The organism is Chroococcidiopsis sp. CCNUC1 (genome assembly GCF_023546805.1).
GTDB classification, from domain to species: domain Bacteria; phylum Cyanobacteriota; class Cyanobacteriia; order Cyanobacteriales; family Chroococcidiopsidaceae; genus Chroococcidiopsis; species Chroococcidiopsis thermalis.
The window spans coordinates 3,642,852-3,660,667 of record NZ_CP097480.1 but is presented as its reverse complement, the minus strand read 5'-3'; the positions used below and the strand labels follow the sequence as shown (position 1 = coordinate 3,660,667).

General features: G+C 43.3%; 14 protein-coding genes and 1 pseudogene. 11 read left to right on the top strand and 4 right to left on the bottom strand.

Annotated elements, in window-relative coordinates:
* Positions 1 to 64: 64 nt before the first annotated feature.
* The 11 genes from M5J74_RS17040 to M5J74_RS16990 all read left to right on the top strand — a co-directional run bounded on the left by M5J74_RS17040 (position 65) and on the right by M5J74_RS16990 (position 10,878).
* Positions 65 to 997 (top strand): hypothetical protein, encoded by a 933-nt coding sequence (locus tag M5J74_RS17040; protein WP_015155272.1) that lies wholly within the window; start codon positions 65 to 67, stop codon positions 995 to 997.
* A gap of 331 nt (positions 998 to 1,328) precedes the next feature.
* Positions 1,329 to 1,622 carry a Mo-dependent nitrogenase C-terminal domain-containing protein gene (locus tag M5J74_RS17035; protein WP_015155271.1) on the top strand — a complete coding sequence of 98 codons (294 nt, stop codon included), beginning with the start codon at positions 1,329 to 1,331 and terminating at the stop codon, positions 1,620 to 1,622.
* 153 nt (positions 1,623 to 1,775) lie between these two features.
* On the top strand, positions 1,776 to 2,300 hold the full coding sequence (locus M5J74_RS17030) for a DUF4242 domain-containing protein (protein WP_015155270.1): 525 nt from the start codon (positions 1,776 to 1,778) through the stop codon (positions 2,298 to 2,300).
* Positions 2,301 to 2,716: 416 nt separating this feature from the next.
* Positions 2,717 to 3,499, top strand: coding sequence for a hypothetical protein (locus tag M5J74_RS17025; RefSeq protein WP_015155269.1), 783 nt, complete (start codon positions 2,717 to 2,719; stop codon positions 3,497 to 3,499).
* 1,600 nt (positions 3,500 to 5,099) lie between these two features.
* Positions 5,100 to 5,411 (top strand): hypothetical protein, encoded by a 312-nt coding sequence (locus M5J74_RS17020; protein WP_015155268.1) that lies wholly within the window; start codon positions 5,100 to 5,102, stop codon positions 5,409 to 5,411.
* A gap of 644 nt (positions 5,412 to 6,055) precedes the next feature.
* A complete protein-coding gene (locus M5J74_RS17015; protein WP_015155267.1) occupies positions 6,056 to 6,316 on the top strand; it encodes a hypothetical protein in 261 nt (86 codons plus the stop codon).
* Positions 6,317 to 6,551: 235 nt separating this feature from the next.
* Positions 6,552 to 6,806 carry a hypothetical protein gene (locus tag M5J74_RS17010; protein WP_015155266.1) on the top strand — a complete coding sequence of 85 codons (255 nt, stop codon included), beginning with the start codon at positions 6,552 to 6,554 and terminating at the stop codon, positions 6,804 to 6,806.
* 294 nt (positions 6,807 to 7,100) lie between these two features.
* Entirely contained in the window at positions 7,101 to 7,352 is a 252-nt protein-coding gene (locus M5J74_RS17005; RefSeq protein ID WP_015155265.1) for a hypothetical protein, read from the top strand.
* Positions 7,349 to 8,557: a phosphotransferase family protein gene (locus M5J74_RS17000; protein WP_250012573.1), complete on the top strand. Its 1,209-nt coding sequence runs from the start codon at positions 7,349 to 7,351 to the stop codon at positions 8,555 to 8,557. Before M5J74_RS17005 ends, M5J74_RS17000 begins: the two co-directional genes overlap by 4 nt.
* A 25-nt stretch (positions 8,558 to 8,582) precedes the next feature.
* Positions 8,583 to 9,704, top strand: a complete 1,122-nt coding sequence (locus M5J74_RS16995; RefSeq protein WP_015155263.1) for a T3SS effector HopA1 family protein — start codon at positions 8,583 to 8,585, stop codon at positions 9,702 to 9,704.
* Positions 9,705 to 9,987: 283 nt separating this feature from the next.
* Entirely contained in the window at positions 9,988 to 10,878 is an 891-nt protein-coding gene (locus M5J74_RS16990) for a hypothetical protein (protein WP_015155262.1), read from the top strand.
* Positions 10,879 to 11,045: 167 nt separating this feature from the next.
* Here the strand turns inward: M5J74_RS16990 and M5J74_RS16980 are convergent.
* The 4 genes and pseudogenes from M5J74_RS16980 to M5J74_RS16965 form a co-directional block, all read right to left on the bottom strand.
* Positions 11,046 to 11,845, bottom strand: a pseudogene (locus M5J74_RS16980) (peptidylprolyl isomerase).
* 66 nt (positions 11,846 to 11,911) lie between these two features.
* Entirely contained in the window at positions 11,912 to 13,303 is a 1,392-nt protein-coding gene (locus M5J74_RS16975; RefSeq protein ID WP_250012569.1) for an HlyD family secretion protein, read from the bottom strand.
* A 19-nt stretch (positions 13,304 to 13,322) separates the two neighbouring features.
* Positions 13,323 to 16,442: a peptidase domain-containing ABC transporter gene (locus M5J74_RS16970; protein WP_250012567.1), complete on the bottom strand. Its 3,120-nt coding sequence runs from the start codon at positions 16,440 to 16,442 to the stop codon at positions 13,323 to 13,325.
* Between the two features lie 26 nt (positions 16,443 to 16,468).
* Positions 16,469 to 17,074 carry a helix-turn-helix domain-containing protein gene (locus tag M5J74_RS16965; RefSeq protein ID WP_106167098.1) on the bottom strand — a complete coding sequence of 202 codons (606 nt, stop codon included), beginning with the start codon at positions 17,072 to 17,074 and terminating at the stop codon, positions 16,469 to 16,471.
* Positions 17,075 to 17,816 lie beyond the last annotated feature (742 nt).

Sequence of the window (17,816 nt, the reverse complement as noted above, 5' to 3'; positions counted from 1 at the left end):
TTGAGGCGTATTCTTTATTCTAGCGAAATCATCATTACCCTTTCAGCAACGCCAGGAGTCACAAATGCAAGTTGTCACATTACCTTTAGAACCAAAATTCGATCCCAGCCAAGGGATCGCGCTCAAAGATCTAGCTCAGATTTGGCAATGGCAGTTGGCATTTGACTATCCTAATAGCAGTGTGGCTACCAAAGAGAGTATTGTCTGCTGGCTACTGGGAAACCGTTTGGAACATTTAGACTCAGAGCAGTTTAAACTCGTACAGCAAGGGATAGCTTACCGCTACCGGATTTTGCAGAATCGTTACTTAGGACAAGCACCAGAACAGGGCTATCGCCGCCTCTTGACCCGCTTGGGTAGCTTAGTCGTGCTGCAAAATAAAATCCGCATGATGGTGGCTCTGGGTCGCGATCGTCGTTGTCAAATTAGCGAAGTATTGCAAGAGTTTTTGCAAGATTTACTGCAACGCGATTGTTACCTACAACAGCAAATAACAGCGATCGCTGAATGTACTGATGACCTTCGCTTGCGAAACGCCTTACTATTTACTGCGATCGAAGAATACTGTTTGCGACCAGTTCGCAATCAACCGCTGATTGTCTATCGCTTCATCAACTATATGCGTCGCTATGCACCAGGAGGAGTGACGCAAGTACCGAACAACAGTGAGATTCGGATTGTTTTTGCTCAAATTCCTACTGAAGATAGCGATCGCAGCTTCAACTTGCTAGATGTACAAGCGATCGGGCAATACAAGGAACAAGAAGAAGCCGCAGCGCAACAGAGCGAGCGGGATGAAGTTAAACAGCAGCTATCTCAATATCTAGAACAAAAGTTGGGACATTCAGCTGTTCAATGGTTAAATTTATACCTCCAAGGACAATCGCAGCAAGCGATCGCTTCTCAGTTAAATTTGACCGCTAAAGATGTTTACCGCTTGCGAGAAAAAGTTTGCTATCACGCTACGAGGCTTTTTCAAAAAGGAAACAGGAAATAGGAGACAGAAGATTGGAGAATTCAGAATTAATGTTCGATTTTTGTAGGGACGTACGGTTGTGCGCCCCTACGACTCCTCTAGTTTATTACCTGAGATTACCAGAGATTTTAGCAGCAGATATTACTACCGAGCTTAGAGTTTCTTTAAATTAAGCGCGATCGCTTCTCAAAGTTTTAGTTAGTCAACCTGTATTTTTCTGAGATTTATTTATGAAATTCCAGAGAATTTCTGTAACGACAAATATAAAATTATAAATTAACTTAGTAAGTAGAAGGGTTGCTAAAAACTATAATAATTACTTCGACTTGAAAATAACCAGAGGTCACAACAAATGTCTGGCTTTACTATCAGCTTAACTCATTTCAAATGTAATCTATTGCGATCGCCATGCCAATGGCTTGACTCTATTGAAATTCATAACTCCAATCTAGCTCGATTGCTGTGCATGACGATCCCTGCTCGTTGTCCCTTTGAGCGAGAAATCAAACTTTGCGATCGCACTATTTTCCGAATTCCGCCTCTATGCAAATTGAACCCTTTCTACGAACAAATAATTGGTCTACGCTTCAAGTGCTTGTCCTATTTGGCAGATAAATGCGGTGAAGATGTAGCCGTATATTGTTAGTCAGTTCGAGCCTAGATGAAATATGCGGAAAGTTCTCTACATATTAATTGAACGAAAGGATCGGGAAAAACTTATATCGGATGAAGAAATTCTTCAGGCGATCGAATTGTTACGACCTGCTGCCTCAATTTAAATCATCTCATCAAAGTTGTTATGTCGCTTGCGATCGTGGAAACCCTTGCAGATTCCCCTCTCACCCCAGAATCACCGACTGATACCAATCTTCGAGTCTTGGCTTGCTTGGCAGAACGCAATGTGACGTGGCGTTATTCACTGCTATCGCGCGATCGCCTGCGAGCAATCTGTACTTTTGATGCCCCCGATATAGAATCTGTCCGAGAATCCTATCGCAAAGGTGGCGGCATATTTAGTCGGATCTGGGCTGGGGAATTGATTCAGCCACAGGACATTCAACCACGGCGCAATCCATCAATGCTCAAGGTGATTGAAAGCACCTATCCCCCGTTCGAGCAGGAGGAGTGGAACAAAATCAGCAGTAGAACCTTAAGCTGTTACGCCCACCGAGGAATTGAGTGGGTGCGATCTTACCTGTCGCTCGATCGCACCCGCGTTATTTGCGAATTGAACGCACCTGATACCCAGTCCATTCGGGAAGCTCAGCACCAAGCTGGAGTTTCTTTCGACCGCGTCTGGTCGGCAACGATCGTCAAACCGTAAGAGCATGTCCTCTGGGAACATTATCATTCTACTCACCCCCACTGGCACTTGTTAACGATTACTGACGGCGACACACCAACAGATACAGAAAGTATGGCGCGCCCACTGCTGCTGTCACTACGCCACTATTGCGCGTTACACCCAAAATGAAAAAGACCGTGCGGCACTACGCCGCCACGCCGACATGATTTTGCACGACAGTTGCGAAGCCGTTTCCCGGGAGTTGAATCGAAAAGATATTGAACGGCGATATCATACAGTGATGAAAGTGCTTTAGATCGCAAGTGGCGATCGCCGCAAAATCCTCTCATTGGCAGAAGCAATATTCTGCCAACCAGCTCAGCCTGAAGAAAGAAATGACTTGCAATGCAGGTGATTTGCGCTCTCAGATCTGAGGAAAATGACTTTAACAACACATGTTTAGAATTTTGTTTGCAGTTGCCGAGCCATCAACATCTAATTTTAATCTTGTTTGGTTATCGGCACTATTTGCCCTGATTTTGGCTCTAGTGCATCTGTTTTCCAGTAAACTCCGCTTTCTCGAAAGAACTCCTCGTAGTATTTGGCTGTCTGTAAGTGGCGGTGTTTCAGTTGCCTATGTCTTCGTCCATATCTTGCCCGAATTGAGTCAAGCACAGGAGACAGTTAAAGGTACGGTAGGCAAGGCACTATTATTTCTAGAACATCACGTATATCTTTTAGCACTATTAGGATTAGCCGTGTTTTATGGCTTAGAACGGGTTGCTAAAGTATCGCGCCAGCGCAACCGCAAAGCAGGTAGGGGAGATGTTGCTTCATCGGGTGTTTTCTGGGTGCATATTGCCTCGTTTGCTCTCTACAATGCCTTAATTGGCTATCTGCTCTTGCATCGAGAGGAACCAAGAGTTCAAAGTTTATGGTTTTTCTTTATGGCAATGGCTTTGCATTTCATAGTCAATGACAATGGATTACGCGAACATCACCAGCGTACCTATGAAAAAACTGGTCGCTGGATACTGGCAGCAGCAATTATTTGTGGTTGGGCGATCGGGCTGGGAACTCAACTGTCTGAGGCGGCGATCGCGTTACTCTTTGCTTTTCTCGCCGGAGGAATTGTACTTAATGTTTTGAAAGAAGAACTCCCAGAAGAACGCCAAAGTCGCTTCTGGGCTTTTGCCCTCGGTGCAAGTATATATTCTGCGCTTTTAGTTGCACTGTAATGTCGATAGCCTGTTGTCGATCGCGAGTACGGACACTGAAACGTGTTAGGCTATTGGTGTTTCGATCGCGACGCGCGCTGTTGAATTTAAAAATTCAACTCACACAGGGATTAGGTGATGCAATTTCACCTTGACGTTACAAAGTTAATCATCGAGCTAGAGCGGGTGCAAGAGATGAAAGGCAGCAGAACTGTTTGCACGGCTGTGTCTCCACCTTAATAAGTGAATTTTCAGAAACGAGCGATTAAAAGTCACAACTGGGTCAAACAATCGCCGACGGTATTTAATCTTTAAGTCATCGAGGACTTTTTGAATCTCTGAGTGGGGCAATAGGTTTTGAAACGGCAGTCCCAGACTCTGCTTAAATTTCTGAAGCGAGAATTTCCACACGATTTGTCACAGTAGTAGTCTTATCAGCTTTCAAGTACTATCGATAAGTATTTTATGGGCTTGAAAGCTTTTTCTACCTTGAGAAAAACATTTTGGACAATCCCGGCACTATGACTGCATCTATGAGCTGCACTTGCTTGCCTGCAATACCTTGACTGGTCTCCCAGAGCCGAACCACTCAAAAGCCTGCAACGCTTCTCGATGGAGCTTGGTATCTCAACTACTCTGACAACGGTTATGGTAGCTGGGATGCGACATACAACAGATATGGCGATACTAATGACGCTCCCGTTCCTGCCGACGATGATGGCGATGCTAAAGCCGACCTCAGTGTTTAGGGTAACAATGGAGCTTAGTATATTGACTACTTTGCACTTTAACCGGCTTTGCAGATAGCTGAATCTAAGGCTTGAGTAGTAGGCGAACAAAAATGTACGTGCTTGTTCGACTTTACCTAAAAAGAATCAAGCAAGGCAGGTGTTGAGCCAACGCTTAAATGCTTCCTTCGTCTACGTTTTGGGCAAGTGCGTACAAGCATCTTTCCATTGCTACTAAAACCCTAACTCAGCCGTTTCAGCAAGGTTTCAGCAAGATTCTATGGTGCGGTTACATGCTATCCATTCTTTATTGCAAGATAGCTTTCCTAGCAGCGGTTTTCAATTGGATGCAATGCACGTCTGGTAGGGGCGCACAGAGAAAGCGCCCCTACAAATGTCATCCACACAACCGAGAATTGCTATAAGACTGCAATAGACACTATTGACAAACTTTAGAGACATATCTGCCTGACTTATATCTAAAGAAGTAGCTGATGAAACTACTATGTTTATAAGGTTGCTTGAGCAAGAGTGTCTTAACTAAGCTACTGACAAAACTCTAAAGTTAAATTCAGGGTACGCTCGTGCAGATTCAACAAAAATTAGTTAAAAAATATATAGTAGTTCTAAATAATTTGTAAAGTAGGCTTCTAGCCTGCGGCAGGCTAGAAGCCTGCTCCACGTTCATGAATCAAATAGGATTGCTATATATAGCTATCTAAATTAAAGTATTCGCAAACTTCAGAGACATAACTATTTTCGTTACGTCTAGAAAATTTGTCTTAAAACCTTGATTTAATCAATTTAATCCTTCACTATGAAAGCAAGATTAAGCAATCTCTGGCTGAATCTCACTCAAATTTACTTCGAAGTACTTTCTTGAGGAAAAACAAATGGCTAGAATCACAATATTGGAACTGAGTTTTGAGGATTCTCAACTATCCCGAAACTCCAACAGCTTTCTTAACGACTTAACGGCTGGAGAAATAGAAGCTGTAGTAGGTGGTTCAGTTGCTGCTTCAGTACTAGCAAACATCGAAGATCTTGTTACAGATTTCGATGCTCAAATGGAGCAGTTGTTTGATAGTTGGGGTCAGCAATTTTCTACAAATACAGGCTCGAGTTCTTCTACAAACACAACTCCAACCTCCGATAACGGTTCCAGACGTTCTAGGGTTTATGGAACTTACGGTGCATACTCTTAGGGTTAGTGACTCACGCCTAACACATACAGCTAAGCTAGCGCTCAACTAAGACATTTGGTGAACAGGATGAATAATGGTTAATTCAAGAGTTTATAAACTCTTGAATTAACCATTATTTTTATCATAGAAAGATAGAATCAATATTGAATTATACATATTAAATTAACACTTAAATATAAAAATAAGTACTATTGCACTTACAGTTGGGATACTCATACTGACATTAATACTGTAGCACTTCTATTTCAACGGGATTTCTAATATCTACTCAATGGAACTGATTAGTAGGTATTAGTACCACCTATGGTTGATTTAGTCTATGCAGATTGATATTCTTGGAGTATGAAAGCGTTTAGGTAGGGAAGATGTCATCTACCAAGTTATTTCTTGAGTTGTTCTAAGAGCCTCATTCAGAAAATTGGTAGACGCAATTACCTGATTTATGTCTAACAGAGCAATTAAAAAAACACGTAATTTTGAATGTAAACCGCCAAAAATAGACTGACAGAAAGACTCTTTTTAAGTCGCAGAAACCCGTTAACAACCCTTGATTTTCTAAAGTTATTGCTCGATTATTGAAAGTAACGATTAGGCAAGCAAAAGCTGAATCGCACTACTCTAGAAAATGGTGAGGAACACAACAAATGGCTAACATCACAATCTCTGAACTGCGTCCTGCTGGCTTCGATCTATTCCAGGACTCCGAAAGCTTTCTCAACGATCTAACCGATACAGATTCTATGTCTGTGCTGGGCGGTTCAGAGAACGGTTTTAACGATTCGCAATACGCTTATCATGCAATTGTAGACATCGCTGTCATCCACCATCTATCGTTTATCGCAGAGCTAGTAGGAAGCCTAGCAAGTAACGTTGGCGGCGGTGGTGGCAACGGCGGCGGTAAATAGAATGGATTCATGAGTTGAGTCCCAATAGTTACTAGCTAGTCACCGACTAAGTTCCTGTTATCGGTTCATTCATTCTTCACGCTGAAATCACTATTCTGCATCCCTATGGGATGGCTGACCGATAACAGTTTTTTGTTGCTACTTTAAGCATCGCATTAAGGGTTAGATGAATGTAACGACTAGGCAAGCAAAAGCTGAATCACATCACTCTAGAAAAATGAGAGGAATATAACAAATGGCTAACATCACAATCTCTGAACTGCGTCCTGCTGGCTTCGATCTATTCCAAGATTCCGAAAGCTTTCTGAATGACCTAACCGATACAGATTCTATGTCTGTGCTGGGTGGTTCAGAGAAAGGTTATAACGATTCGCAATATGCTTATCATGCAATTGTAGACATCGCTGTCATCCACCATCTATCGTTTATCGCAGAGCTGGTAGGAAACCTAGCAAGTAACGTTGGCGGCGGTAACGGCGGCGGTAAATAGAATGGATTCATGAGTTGAGTTCCAATAGTTACTAGCTAGTCACCGACTAAATTCCTGTTATCGGTTCATTAATCCTTCACGCTGAAATCACTATTCTGCATTCCCGTGGGATGGCTAACCGATAACAGTTTTTTTGTCGCTACTCTTAAGCATCGCGTTGGAGTTCAGAAGCGGTAACTTGAAGACTTGCCGGACATAATTATAGGAATTAGGTCTGAAAAAGCAGTTGAAAAAATTTGATTTTCTGGTGTTCATCCCGAAAAATTGTAATTGAGAGTTTTGGAAAAAACACTAATGGCTAGGATTAAAATTTCCGATCTGCAACCTGCTGAATCTGAAAGTTTCTTCACTGAGCTAACCGATGCAGACTTGGCTATACGAAGTGGTTCAGCTAATGAATTAAATCAGTTACTTTCGGCTGTGCTGATTGTATATGCTATTAGTCAAATCGTGTCCCTAGTGCAGAGTTTTTCTTCTACCAACCAAAATAGCGGCACTCCATTGAATAATATTCTAAGTAATATTCAAGGAAACAATGAATTATGACATTTTTATTAAGCTCTCAAAATGTTTTTGACTATTTGATTAGGCAGGGACTCTGTACTCAAGAAGATCGATCTTCGAGTAAGATTGAGAGAAAAACTGCCAAAAATTTTAATTTGTTACTCACTCTGCCAAGGGGTCGCCAACTTTTAGTCAAGCAAGAACTGCACGACAGAGAAGGGAAAACTGCTAGAGAGTTTCTAAGAGAATGGCGAGTTCAAGAGTTTTTACAACGATTCCCAGAACATAGCTATCTGCGCACTTGGCTTCCAGAGATACTCCATTTTGATGAGAGACATTCAATCATTGTTTTTAATTACCTCACAGACTATCGAGATCTCATAGATTTTTATACTAAAGTGAATATATTCCCAACTACGATCGCAACTTCAATCGGAACCCTTCTGGCTAACATTCATCGCGTGACTCTAGACCGTCAAGACTATCAAGAATTCTTCTCTCAAAAGTCAGAGGATGAATCCATTAACCAGGCTCCTCATCTCATTCGTGTCTTAGACCGGATCGGTCCTGAAGTTTTTGGTCTAGTTCCCGCAGATGGGTTGAGATTCTTTGCACTCTATCAGCGCTACGATAGCTTAGGGCAGGCGATTAAAGAGCTTAGCGCTGCTTTAGAGCCTTGTTGTCTAATACACAACGATCTCAAGCTAAACAATATCCTACTATCCAACAGTTGGGAGCAAGCTATCTCGACATGCTCTCCCCTTGATTCCCTTGAAGTCCGAGCGGTTAGAGAGGATGGCATTATTCGTTTAATTGATTGGGAGCGCTCCACTTGGGGAGATCCTGCTTTCGACTTAGGAATGCTCATCTCTAGCTATCTACTAATCTGGCTATCTAGCTTAGTTACTAGTAAAGCGATCGCGATCGAAGAGTCTTTACGCCTTGCCATGACTCCCCTTGAGGAACTGCAACATTCGATTGCTGCTCTGACTAGCGCTTATTTGAGTCACTTTCCAGAAATTTTAGAGCGTCGTCCTGATTTTTTGCAGCGCGTCGTGCAATTTGCTGGTATGTGCTTGATTAATGCCATTCAGGCAAGACTCCAGCACCAAAAATTCTTTGGCAATCCAGGTATTTGCATACTCCAGGTTGCCAAGTCTTTGCTGTGTCGTCCAGAACAATCAATGCTGACTGTTTTTGGCTTACCAGCGTCGGAATTTCTTCGCTTTAGCTATTCTTCCGTTTGAGTATTTTAGTTGTAGGCAGACTGTTATGCAATTGCTGGATTCGGCGCAAAATCAACTATCGGACTTTGAGACCGATAAACTACTGGCTGCTCTTCATGACATTGTCCGCAAAATTCAAATTGAGTCTACATTCTGTATTCGTCATCTAGATTACCAAGCTTGGCAACTTCCGGCTGATAGATTACCGCGTTTTCAACAACTACCCTTAGAGCTTCAGACTAAGTACTTAAGCCAGCAGCTGTGCGGTTTTCTCTACAGCATCTATTACAACGGTTCTCTCAAATCTGCCTTGGCTCTAGACGCAGATTCAGTTGGTTTAGAACTGCACCAGAATCTAGAGAATAATACGTTTCTGGGAGTGGACTTGGAATTTTATCAGCGATTGCACTCTAGCAACAGCGGTAAAGGCTACTTTGACCCTGGTTGGCAAGTGCTAAGAGAGGAGAGTGATGGCAGCCTAGCAGTGAAAAAGACCGACTTGACCCTGCATATCGAACGCGATCGCCATTTACAACCAGTGGAGCAATCTGCAACCGTTGGAGACTCAGTGGCAATCCTAATGCCGCGCAACCTAGTGCAAAATGGATTCTACATGGCGGTAGGCGATGCAGGTCCGACCAGACTCGGCAATATAGTACGCATCTACTTCAATCTCAGTTCCGAAGGTGCGGTTGTAGTTATGGGCAACCTCACGCGGCAGCTGAATGACATTAATATTCCTTTCAGCTTCAAGGTGCTATACAATCCCCCAGACTACAAGCGCTATGATTCAGGAGTACTCTACTTTGATAAAAGTAACTATGAAGATGTACAACCACTATTGCAGGCTGTTTATGTAGAACACCAATCGCATTTTCAATCAGAAGTGCCATTGTTTACCAAGCTTTTAGCACCCGGACTCGCTCTTGCAGAAGAACCAAACCGCAAATTTTCTGCCCAAGAAAGCTTTGGTCTGAACCGTTGTAAAATCGTTGCCAATGGCTTACTCGAAGCTTGGCAACAACAGGACAGTTCGACCGAAGGTCGGATGGCATCTATCAGCAAACACTTTTCATTGCAAGAAATTGATTTGCAGCGTCCTTACCTTAATCCTAAATCTGAGGACATTTACACTCCATTAGACTGGCGTTACATAGTCATCAAATAATTTTTCTAGGTTGAGTTTAGTTCCAAAAATCAAAAGTTTCTCTTCATAAACTAGCTTCTCTTGCTCAGATATTAGCCTACCACTTAGGGGGCTTTTTCTAGCTTCAAACACTCTGTACTAATAACGAATACGGGCATTTAGAGTAGATTTAGCAATAACGGTAAATCGAGGATTTTTAGAAAGCACTACATAACTTTACCATATGTCTCCTAAATCTAGGGTTCTCGGCTTTTTACCTAATTTAAATATTGGCAGCTAACTTTCCGATCGGTAGAGAGTAATAATGAATACAAAAGTTTGGTTAATTCAACCTCAACCATGCTTACCAAACATCAATTTAATCGAACTTTCTAAGCAATCCTTTGGTAACGCTTTTCTCAAGGCTGCTCAAGTTTTATGCCAACAGCTCGAACAGATTGAATTAATTCTAGGAACCACTAAAGACTTTACAAAAAAGCTTTTTAACTTGGCTATTTTAGGTTTATTTTCCAAAATGCACCGCATTTACTATTCTTACATTTTACTCAAAATCCACCAAGACGAAATAGGAAGTCAGTTCTTACTCGAACATTTAGTTGAAACTGCTGTTACGCTCACATACCTGCTTGAAGGAGCAGGCGAATATGTTGTTTCTGAGTATATTTCTGCTTCGTTGTACCAGGCTCAGTCTTTATTAGTTGACGTGAAAAAGCAATTACAGAAAGTTCCTAATCATCCAGATTTATTAATTTTAAAAGATGAACTTGAGGCTTTCATTGCTCAACAGCAAGAGCATGATGCTGAACCTGAGTTTCCTACTGATTCAGAAGCATACTTGTGGGGACCCCAAGAAGCAGATACTACCTTTAAGCGTGGAGCAATTGTTGGATTGAATTTTCTCACTAATCCAGCTCGACAAATAGCTTTAAAGATTGTACCAGCAAGCTGGCTAGATCTTCAATTCAATTATTTGAATTCCTTTACCACAAGCTCTCGTACTAAAGTCAATCCCGATCCCAACTTCACATGCGTGCGCGATGCTACCCATTTATGCTTGCACGCTACTCAAAGTTTCCTTGAGGAAGCGATCGAGCACCAGAATATCAATTACCCTGGCATAAAACATCAGCAAGAGATCCTTAATCTGCTGTATGAGTGGTTCCACAATGCTCACCATGTCTATCAACTGCACTAGCGGGCAATAATTCAGGAGAAAAACGACTGCGATCCACGTTTTCAATCTCGATCTTCTATTTATAACTCAGTGAGGCAGCAGAACCAGCCAAGCTTTCTCAGGGTAGAAACAAGAGACTAAAGCTTTGCCTCAGCTTAGTATTAATGCAAGAGCTTGTGATATTTGGTTTATAGCCGATCGCTAATTAAACCATTGGAAACTTGGGACTCGAAATTAGCGGCTAGGTTTTCTGGGTCAAGATACTTAACAATTTCAACTTGCTCGATTTGTTGCTTTAGCCATGTAGTAAATAAATCTGCAAGGATTTTTAAGCGCAGCGTATCATCCAATTGTGGTTGCACGATCTCCTCAACCAAGATTAGATGCGTTCCCTTAGAAGTAACAATTGGTTTGAGCATCTGGGGCGGAGTAGCTGCAAAAACCGCAGCAGAAATTTCTGGTTTGAGTTCGCTGCGGCGTAGCATCCCCCGATATCCCCAGCACGGCGTAGCTCTTTATCCTGGATATACTGACGAGCTACCTCACAGAAACCGATCTCGCCTTCTTGAAGAGCATAAAATAATTCCAGAGCCAAGTCGCGATCGTCCAAGACAACTTCATACATCACCACTCCGCCATAATTTAACTGTTGCTCAAAAAAAACCGATTCGACTTTATCTGCAAACAGATGTCGAGCTAATTTCTCTGAGATGATAGTAGTGTAAATCAATTGCTCAAACTCATTTAGGGACAAACTCTGCTTGTGCAGCCACGACCAGGTATCGTCAGCGCGTATGAGATTGTTGCTTAACCGAAAATTATCTGCTCCCTGCTGCAGTTCTGCCAGTTCCACTGTAATGCCTGCTTCTTTTGCAGCATTAGCAATAATTTGGCGAGACACTATAGCTTCAATAATGGAGGGAATTTGGCACAAAAGTTTGATCTGCTCGATAATATCGTCACGGGAAACAGCGATCGCTTCTAACATGATAAAACTCACTTGAAAATGGGTGAAGGGATGGCGAGAGGCGAGAGGTTTTCATCATTTGCCGATCTAGAGTTCCAAGCCGCCTGCTTGCAACCTCTTAAACGGATCTAAAATGAAGTCAATGACGCGACGCTGCCGGATAACCACCTCTGCTGTCGCTGTCTGACCTGGTTTTATGGCAATACGCTTGCCGGCAGTTTGGATGTAGGGCTGTTGCGGCGCGATTTCCAGCTCAAAGCTTTCTATCCTACCCTGGTTTGTTTCCTGAGTCTTGGAGTCTGGTGAAATCCAACTCACGCGACCTTCCACCACTCCATAGTCTTGGAAGGGATAGGCATCAAATTTGATCTTGACCGGCAACCCCAAACGTAGAAAACCGCTTTCTGGACTAGCCATTTGTGCCCTAACTACAAGAGAAGTCCCTTGTGGCGCAATCTGAGCGATTGTGTCACCAGGTTGTACTACGGCTCCAGCACGTTGGATGGGCAACTGAAAAATTGTGCCGTCAATTGGTGCGCGTAGCACGCGTTGCTGCAACTGAAATAACAGAGACTCAATCTGTTGTCTGGATTGGGCGATTTCCGCTTGCAGGTCTGTGATTTGGGCTTGGACTTCTTTGATACTTCTCTCACTCTCCATGACTGCCAGTTCACCTTCGCGAAGAGTGCTTTCATAAGTACTTTGCTGTTTTTTGAGTTCGTTTTGAGCTTGTTGGATGTCTGACTTAGCTTTTATAAGACGCTGTTGGTTGTCAATCATCGTGCGTTCTGCTTCGTCTAGCTGTAGCCCCGAAATTACACCGCTCTGCCGCAGCTGTCGGAAGCGTTGCACCGTGCTTCGATCCTTTGCTAACAGCTGCTTTGCCGAATCAATCTCTGTTTTATGAAAGTCTATCTGTTGCTGACTTTGGTGAATTTGTGCCTGTTGCCCTGCTGCTTGGGCTTTGCTCTGCTGTCGCTGCGTCAGGGCAGTCATCTTCAGTTGGTTTTTTATCAGTTCCACTTGTGGGAGGCGATCTAGCTGACCTTCTAACTTTGCTCTAGCTTGTTGGAGTTGGGCAAGCATTTCCTCTGATTCCAATGCCAATAATGTTTGACCAGCCTTGACAAATTGACCTTCCTTTACCTCAATCTCAGCAACTGCTCCAGTAACAGGTGCATCAAGCCTTACGGTTTTGCCCTTGGGTTCAAGCCGCCCTCTGGCGCTACCTGTCTCATCGACCTTGGCAAGCATTGACCAGGGTAAGATGATGCCTGCAAAAAACACTAACAGATACAGCAAGCCCCGCGTCCAAACCCGTGGCAAAGTATCGAGCAGCTCTTGGGTGTCGTAAGACCAGTCTCGATCGCTCTGTGTTGCTACCGTTGGCTGAGAAGGTGGCGTTTTACCGTTGTTGATATAGCCCTGTTCGCCTGCGTTCTGGTTGGATAGAATGTGTGAATTAGGTGTATATGACATAGTTGTGAAGAAATTTTTATCAAATAGTGGTTCCAGCTAGTTGTTGCTGGTTCAGGTAGAAGTAGTGACCGCGCTTTGCCATCAATTCTTCGTGGGTACCACTTTCGACCAATACCCCTCGATCGAGCACCAGAATTAGGTCAGCCCTGCGGATGGTGGAGAGGCGATGAGCGATCGTTAGCGTTGTCCGATTTTTGAGAATTGCGTTCAAGTTAGTCTGAATAATCCGCTCTGATTCAGCATCGAGGTGGCTGGTTGCTTCATCTAAAATCAACAAGCGGGGATTACCTAGTAGGGCGCGGGCGATCGCTAGGCGCTGGCGTTGTCCGCCAGAAAGCAATCCTCCAGCCTCACCAATTTGAGTTTCATAACCCATTGGCAGTTGCTGAATAAACTGATCTGCACCAGCTTGCTGCGCTGCCAACCTAATTTCTTCTAAGGTAGCTTCTGGGTGACCAATGCTAATATTTTCCCGAATGGTACTACCAAAAAGAAAGGTATCTTGATCGACAACGCCAATTTGAGAACGGAGCGATCGCAGGGATAGGCTGGTCACATCATAGCCGTCAATCAGAATCTTTCCTTCTGTGGGGGGATAGAGACCCAAAATCAACTTGGCGATTGTTGTTTTCCCAGATCCACTGCGCCCCACAAGTGCTATCATTTGCCCTGGTTGCGCCTCGAAGCTAACGTTTTCTAAGGTGTTAACATCGCTTTCTGGGTGGTAACGGAAAGTGACTTGGTTAAAGCAAATGTGACCCCGAATCGGTGGCAGGGATTGACGATCTTGTTTCTGTAAGTCTTCTTCTGGTTCAGCTTCAAGCACATCATTAATGCGCTCAACTGAAATGATGACTTCCTGTAACTGATTCCAGAGGACAATTAGCCGCTGAAAGGGTCTAATAACATTGCCCAATAGCATATTAAAAGCAACTAACTGCCCAATAGTCAGTTGATTTTGAATGACCTGCCACGCCCCAAACCACAGTAGTGCCGCACTTGCTGTAGCTTCAATGGTTGCACTGAAGATTTGGAGGCTGTTGGCGATAACTTGTCCAGAAAAGTTAGTTTTAATGAACTTACTCAGGAGTCCTTCCCAATGCCAGCGAACCGTATGCTCCAGCGCCATCGATCTAACAGTACGAACGCCTGTGAGCGCTTGGATCAGATAACTACTTTCAGCGGCAATGGCACTAAAGATCTCTCTTGAGATGCGTTGCAAGAAGGGCGTTGCAATCAGCGCTAGTAAAAAAAATGGTGGCACAACTACCAACACTAGCAGCGCCATTTTCCAGCTATACCAAAACATCAGCCCCACGTAGACAAAGACTGTCAGCAAATCGAGAAAGATTGACAGTGCTTCACCCGTTAAGAAGCGCTGAATTTTATGGTTTTCCTGGATGCGAGCAATAATGTCTCCTACATAGCGCGACTCAAAGAAGCTGAGTGGCAGGCGGAAAGTATGTCTAATAAAACCTACAATCAGCGCTAAATCGACTCTATTAGCCGTATGATCCAGCAGGTATTGCCGCAGTCCGGTCATAGCGACTCGAAACAGACTAAAGATGAGCAAACCTAACCCTACAGCATTTAAAGTCAGAGTACTGCGCTGTACGACCACTCGATCCAATAATAACTGGGTGAACAGCGGCATGAGCAGCCCCAAAAGCTGGATCAGAATGGAGGCAATTAACACCTCCAGTAGTATCAGCCAGTGAGGTTTTACTAACTCAAAGAACTGCCAAAAGGGTTGACGGGTCTCTTCAGCGTCTTTAAGTAGAACGGTGGGCTGTAGTAACAACGCATAGCCAGTCCAACTTGCTTTGAATTGTCTATGGCTGAGGGTTCGTTGACCGATAGCAGGGTCGATAATGACGACGCGATCGCGCGTCACTTCGTAGACCACAACGTAGTGCTTCCCTTCCCAATGAACAATAGCAGGCAAGTTTGCTGAAGCAAGTTTGTCGAGGCTAGCTTTTACAGGTCGGGTAGCAAATCCAATACTTTCTGCGGCAGCTGCAATACCTCGTAGCGTTGCCCCATTACGGTCAACATTGGCTATGTCCCGCAAGCGATTTATACTTAAGTGCTTGCCCCAGTAGCGACCAACCATCACCAGACAGGCTGCACCGCAGTCTGATGCACTTTGTTGTGCAATGAATGGATAGCGTTTAGTGACGCGCTGCCACAAATGACCTATTTTTACAGTTGGGTTTGGGAAATAGGCTTTACTGATTATTCTCTTTTGTCGATTTCTTGGCTCAACAGTAAACTCTGGAAATTTTGGCTCCTCCCTTGTTAAGGGAGACTGGGAGGAGCGGATTTGGGATTTTGCATCAGAAATTGAAATTTCTCCCCCGAATTCCCCAACTTCCTCAGCTCCCTGCTCCCATGATTCCACTACATCGGCTAGTTGTGGCAAATATTGCAGTGCCATCTCCCAACGAGAACGGCTTAAAGTATACAGTTGGGTCGGTTGAGTTACCTGCCAAGCTTGTTGTTGAGGTAACTGGGAAAGTTGATAAATTTTTCCAATACTTAGCTTTCGGTCTGATGAATGTATAATTTCCCCTCGACGCAGTAGCACCAGCCGCCGATCTTTGAGCAGGGAAGTTGGAAGTTTGCCTACTTCCAGATTATGCCGCTCCATGAGTGACAGCGTTTTCATTAGCTCTTCAACAGGTAGAGCGCGAAAGATTTTACTGTTACGACATATCAGCAGTAGATCCCAAAGTACTGCTTGGTGATAAAGATGCTCCAGTATGATGGGATACTTGTAAGCTAAAGCGTGCAACAACTCACTAGGTAGATAGCAAAGCTTTAAATTGACAGAAGCTCTAGCTGAGTAAGGGTGAAAGTACTCTGGAAACAAAGTTTGCTCGCCGAACGACACCCCTGCCCCAAAAGAAGTAATTAAGTTATCAGTGCTATCGAGTAATCTGACTTTTCCCGTCAGAACTATGTAGATGCCAGGGGTTGTGTCTGCTGTCTGCCAAAATAGTTTGCCAGCAGTTGGCTCCAAAATTTGAATTTGCTCGAAGCATTTCGAGAGTTCCTGCTCTGTAAGAGCCTGACCTAGAGATTGGGCGAGGTATTGACCTAGCTGTTGCTTGGAAAGTGGGAATGACTGTTGAATCATAGCTTCCTAGAAACTCAATGGTATAACTAGCTACCAAATTTGATGAAATTGGATGACCACAGGAAACTAGACGGTGAGGAAGATGGCAGATCGCCAATGTTAATACCGTAATTCTTGCTGCCATGAGTTACTGTTTCTGTGCCCGAGCGTCTAGGTCGAGTAGAAAGCCCCAGTTTTTTTAGCAAACGGTTAATGTGGCGATCGCTCACTGCGATCCCAAATTCTTTCGTTAAATGCTTACTTAACCATCCAGCTGTCCAACAGCGAAATGAATATCCATATTCACGAGGGCTACTACTCACCAATTCTTTCAGACGATCGAGATATTGCTCGTTCACTGTGGTGGGTCGCCCAATTACATTCTCATTCCAGTTGTCAGCCTTTCCTGCTTGTGTCATAGCAATCCAGTACCGTGCTGTTTCTTTGGAACACCCCAATGCTGCACAAATTTGTGCCTGAGAGTAACCCATATCTGCCAGTAACATAATTTCGATCCGACGGCGGTATTCTGAGCGCAAATCCATTTGCAGGCTTTCTAGCAGATGTTTTCGCTGCACTGTTGTTAAGAACTTGCTTTCTTCTGTATAGAACCTATCTAAGGTGCTATACGTTCTCAAACGATTAGTAGACATATTAGTTAGACCCGAGCTTAATTTCTAGACAAAATTTAGCTTTAGCATTTGTGAGTGCAAATGACTAAACCTAAACGCTGAGGTGTAATTGTTGTTTAAAAACGTTGCTTCCACGAACTCTCCATTGAAACACGTTGATTAAGATTCATCTTAATCAAAGGAGCAGACTAGAAGAATGAATGTAGGGCGTGCCTGCAAACTACAAAATTATTAATTTTGCTCTTGTGAAATATTTATCATTGCCGACCTTCCTTTGACGTAGGATTTCGGTCTCTGTATAATCACTTGACAAAATTAACTTCGCATACAGCCTCTATGGTTGCAGCCAAACCGTTCTCCTACAAAGTATCAGGATTTTTCATCCGCCTGCTTTTAGAGACATTAACGTTGATAATTACATCGCGATTGATAAAAAAAACAAATGATTGATTGATAGTAGATCGATACACCCTAACTTATCAAAAAAAATGAAAGATTGATAAAAATCCAAGGTTTATAGCACCATAGGTTGCTTTTTATAGATCTGTATAGCAATCCTATTTAATTTACAAATGTAGAACAGCCTTTTAGCCTGTGGCAGGTAGGGCATCTACCTTACACATCATTTAGGACTGTTATATCAATTGAAGTTTGTTCCTTTTTTTAATTATGTAACAAATTGTAATCAATCGTCGTCGCCCTACTGTTCAATTAAATTTACTGAACGATAGAGAAGGAAGTCTGTTAACGTAAGTAGATGAGA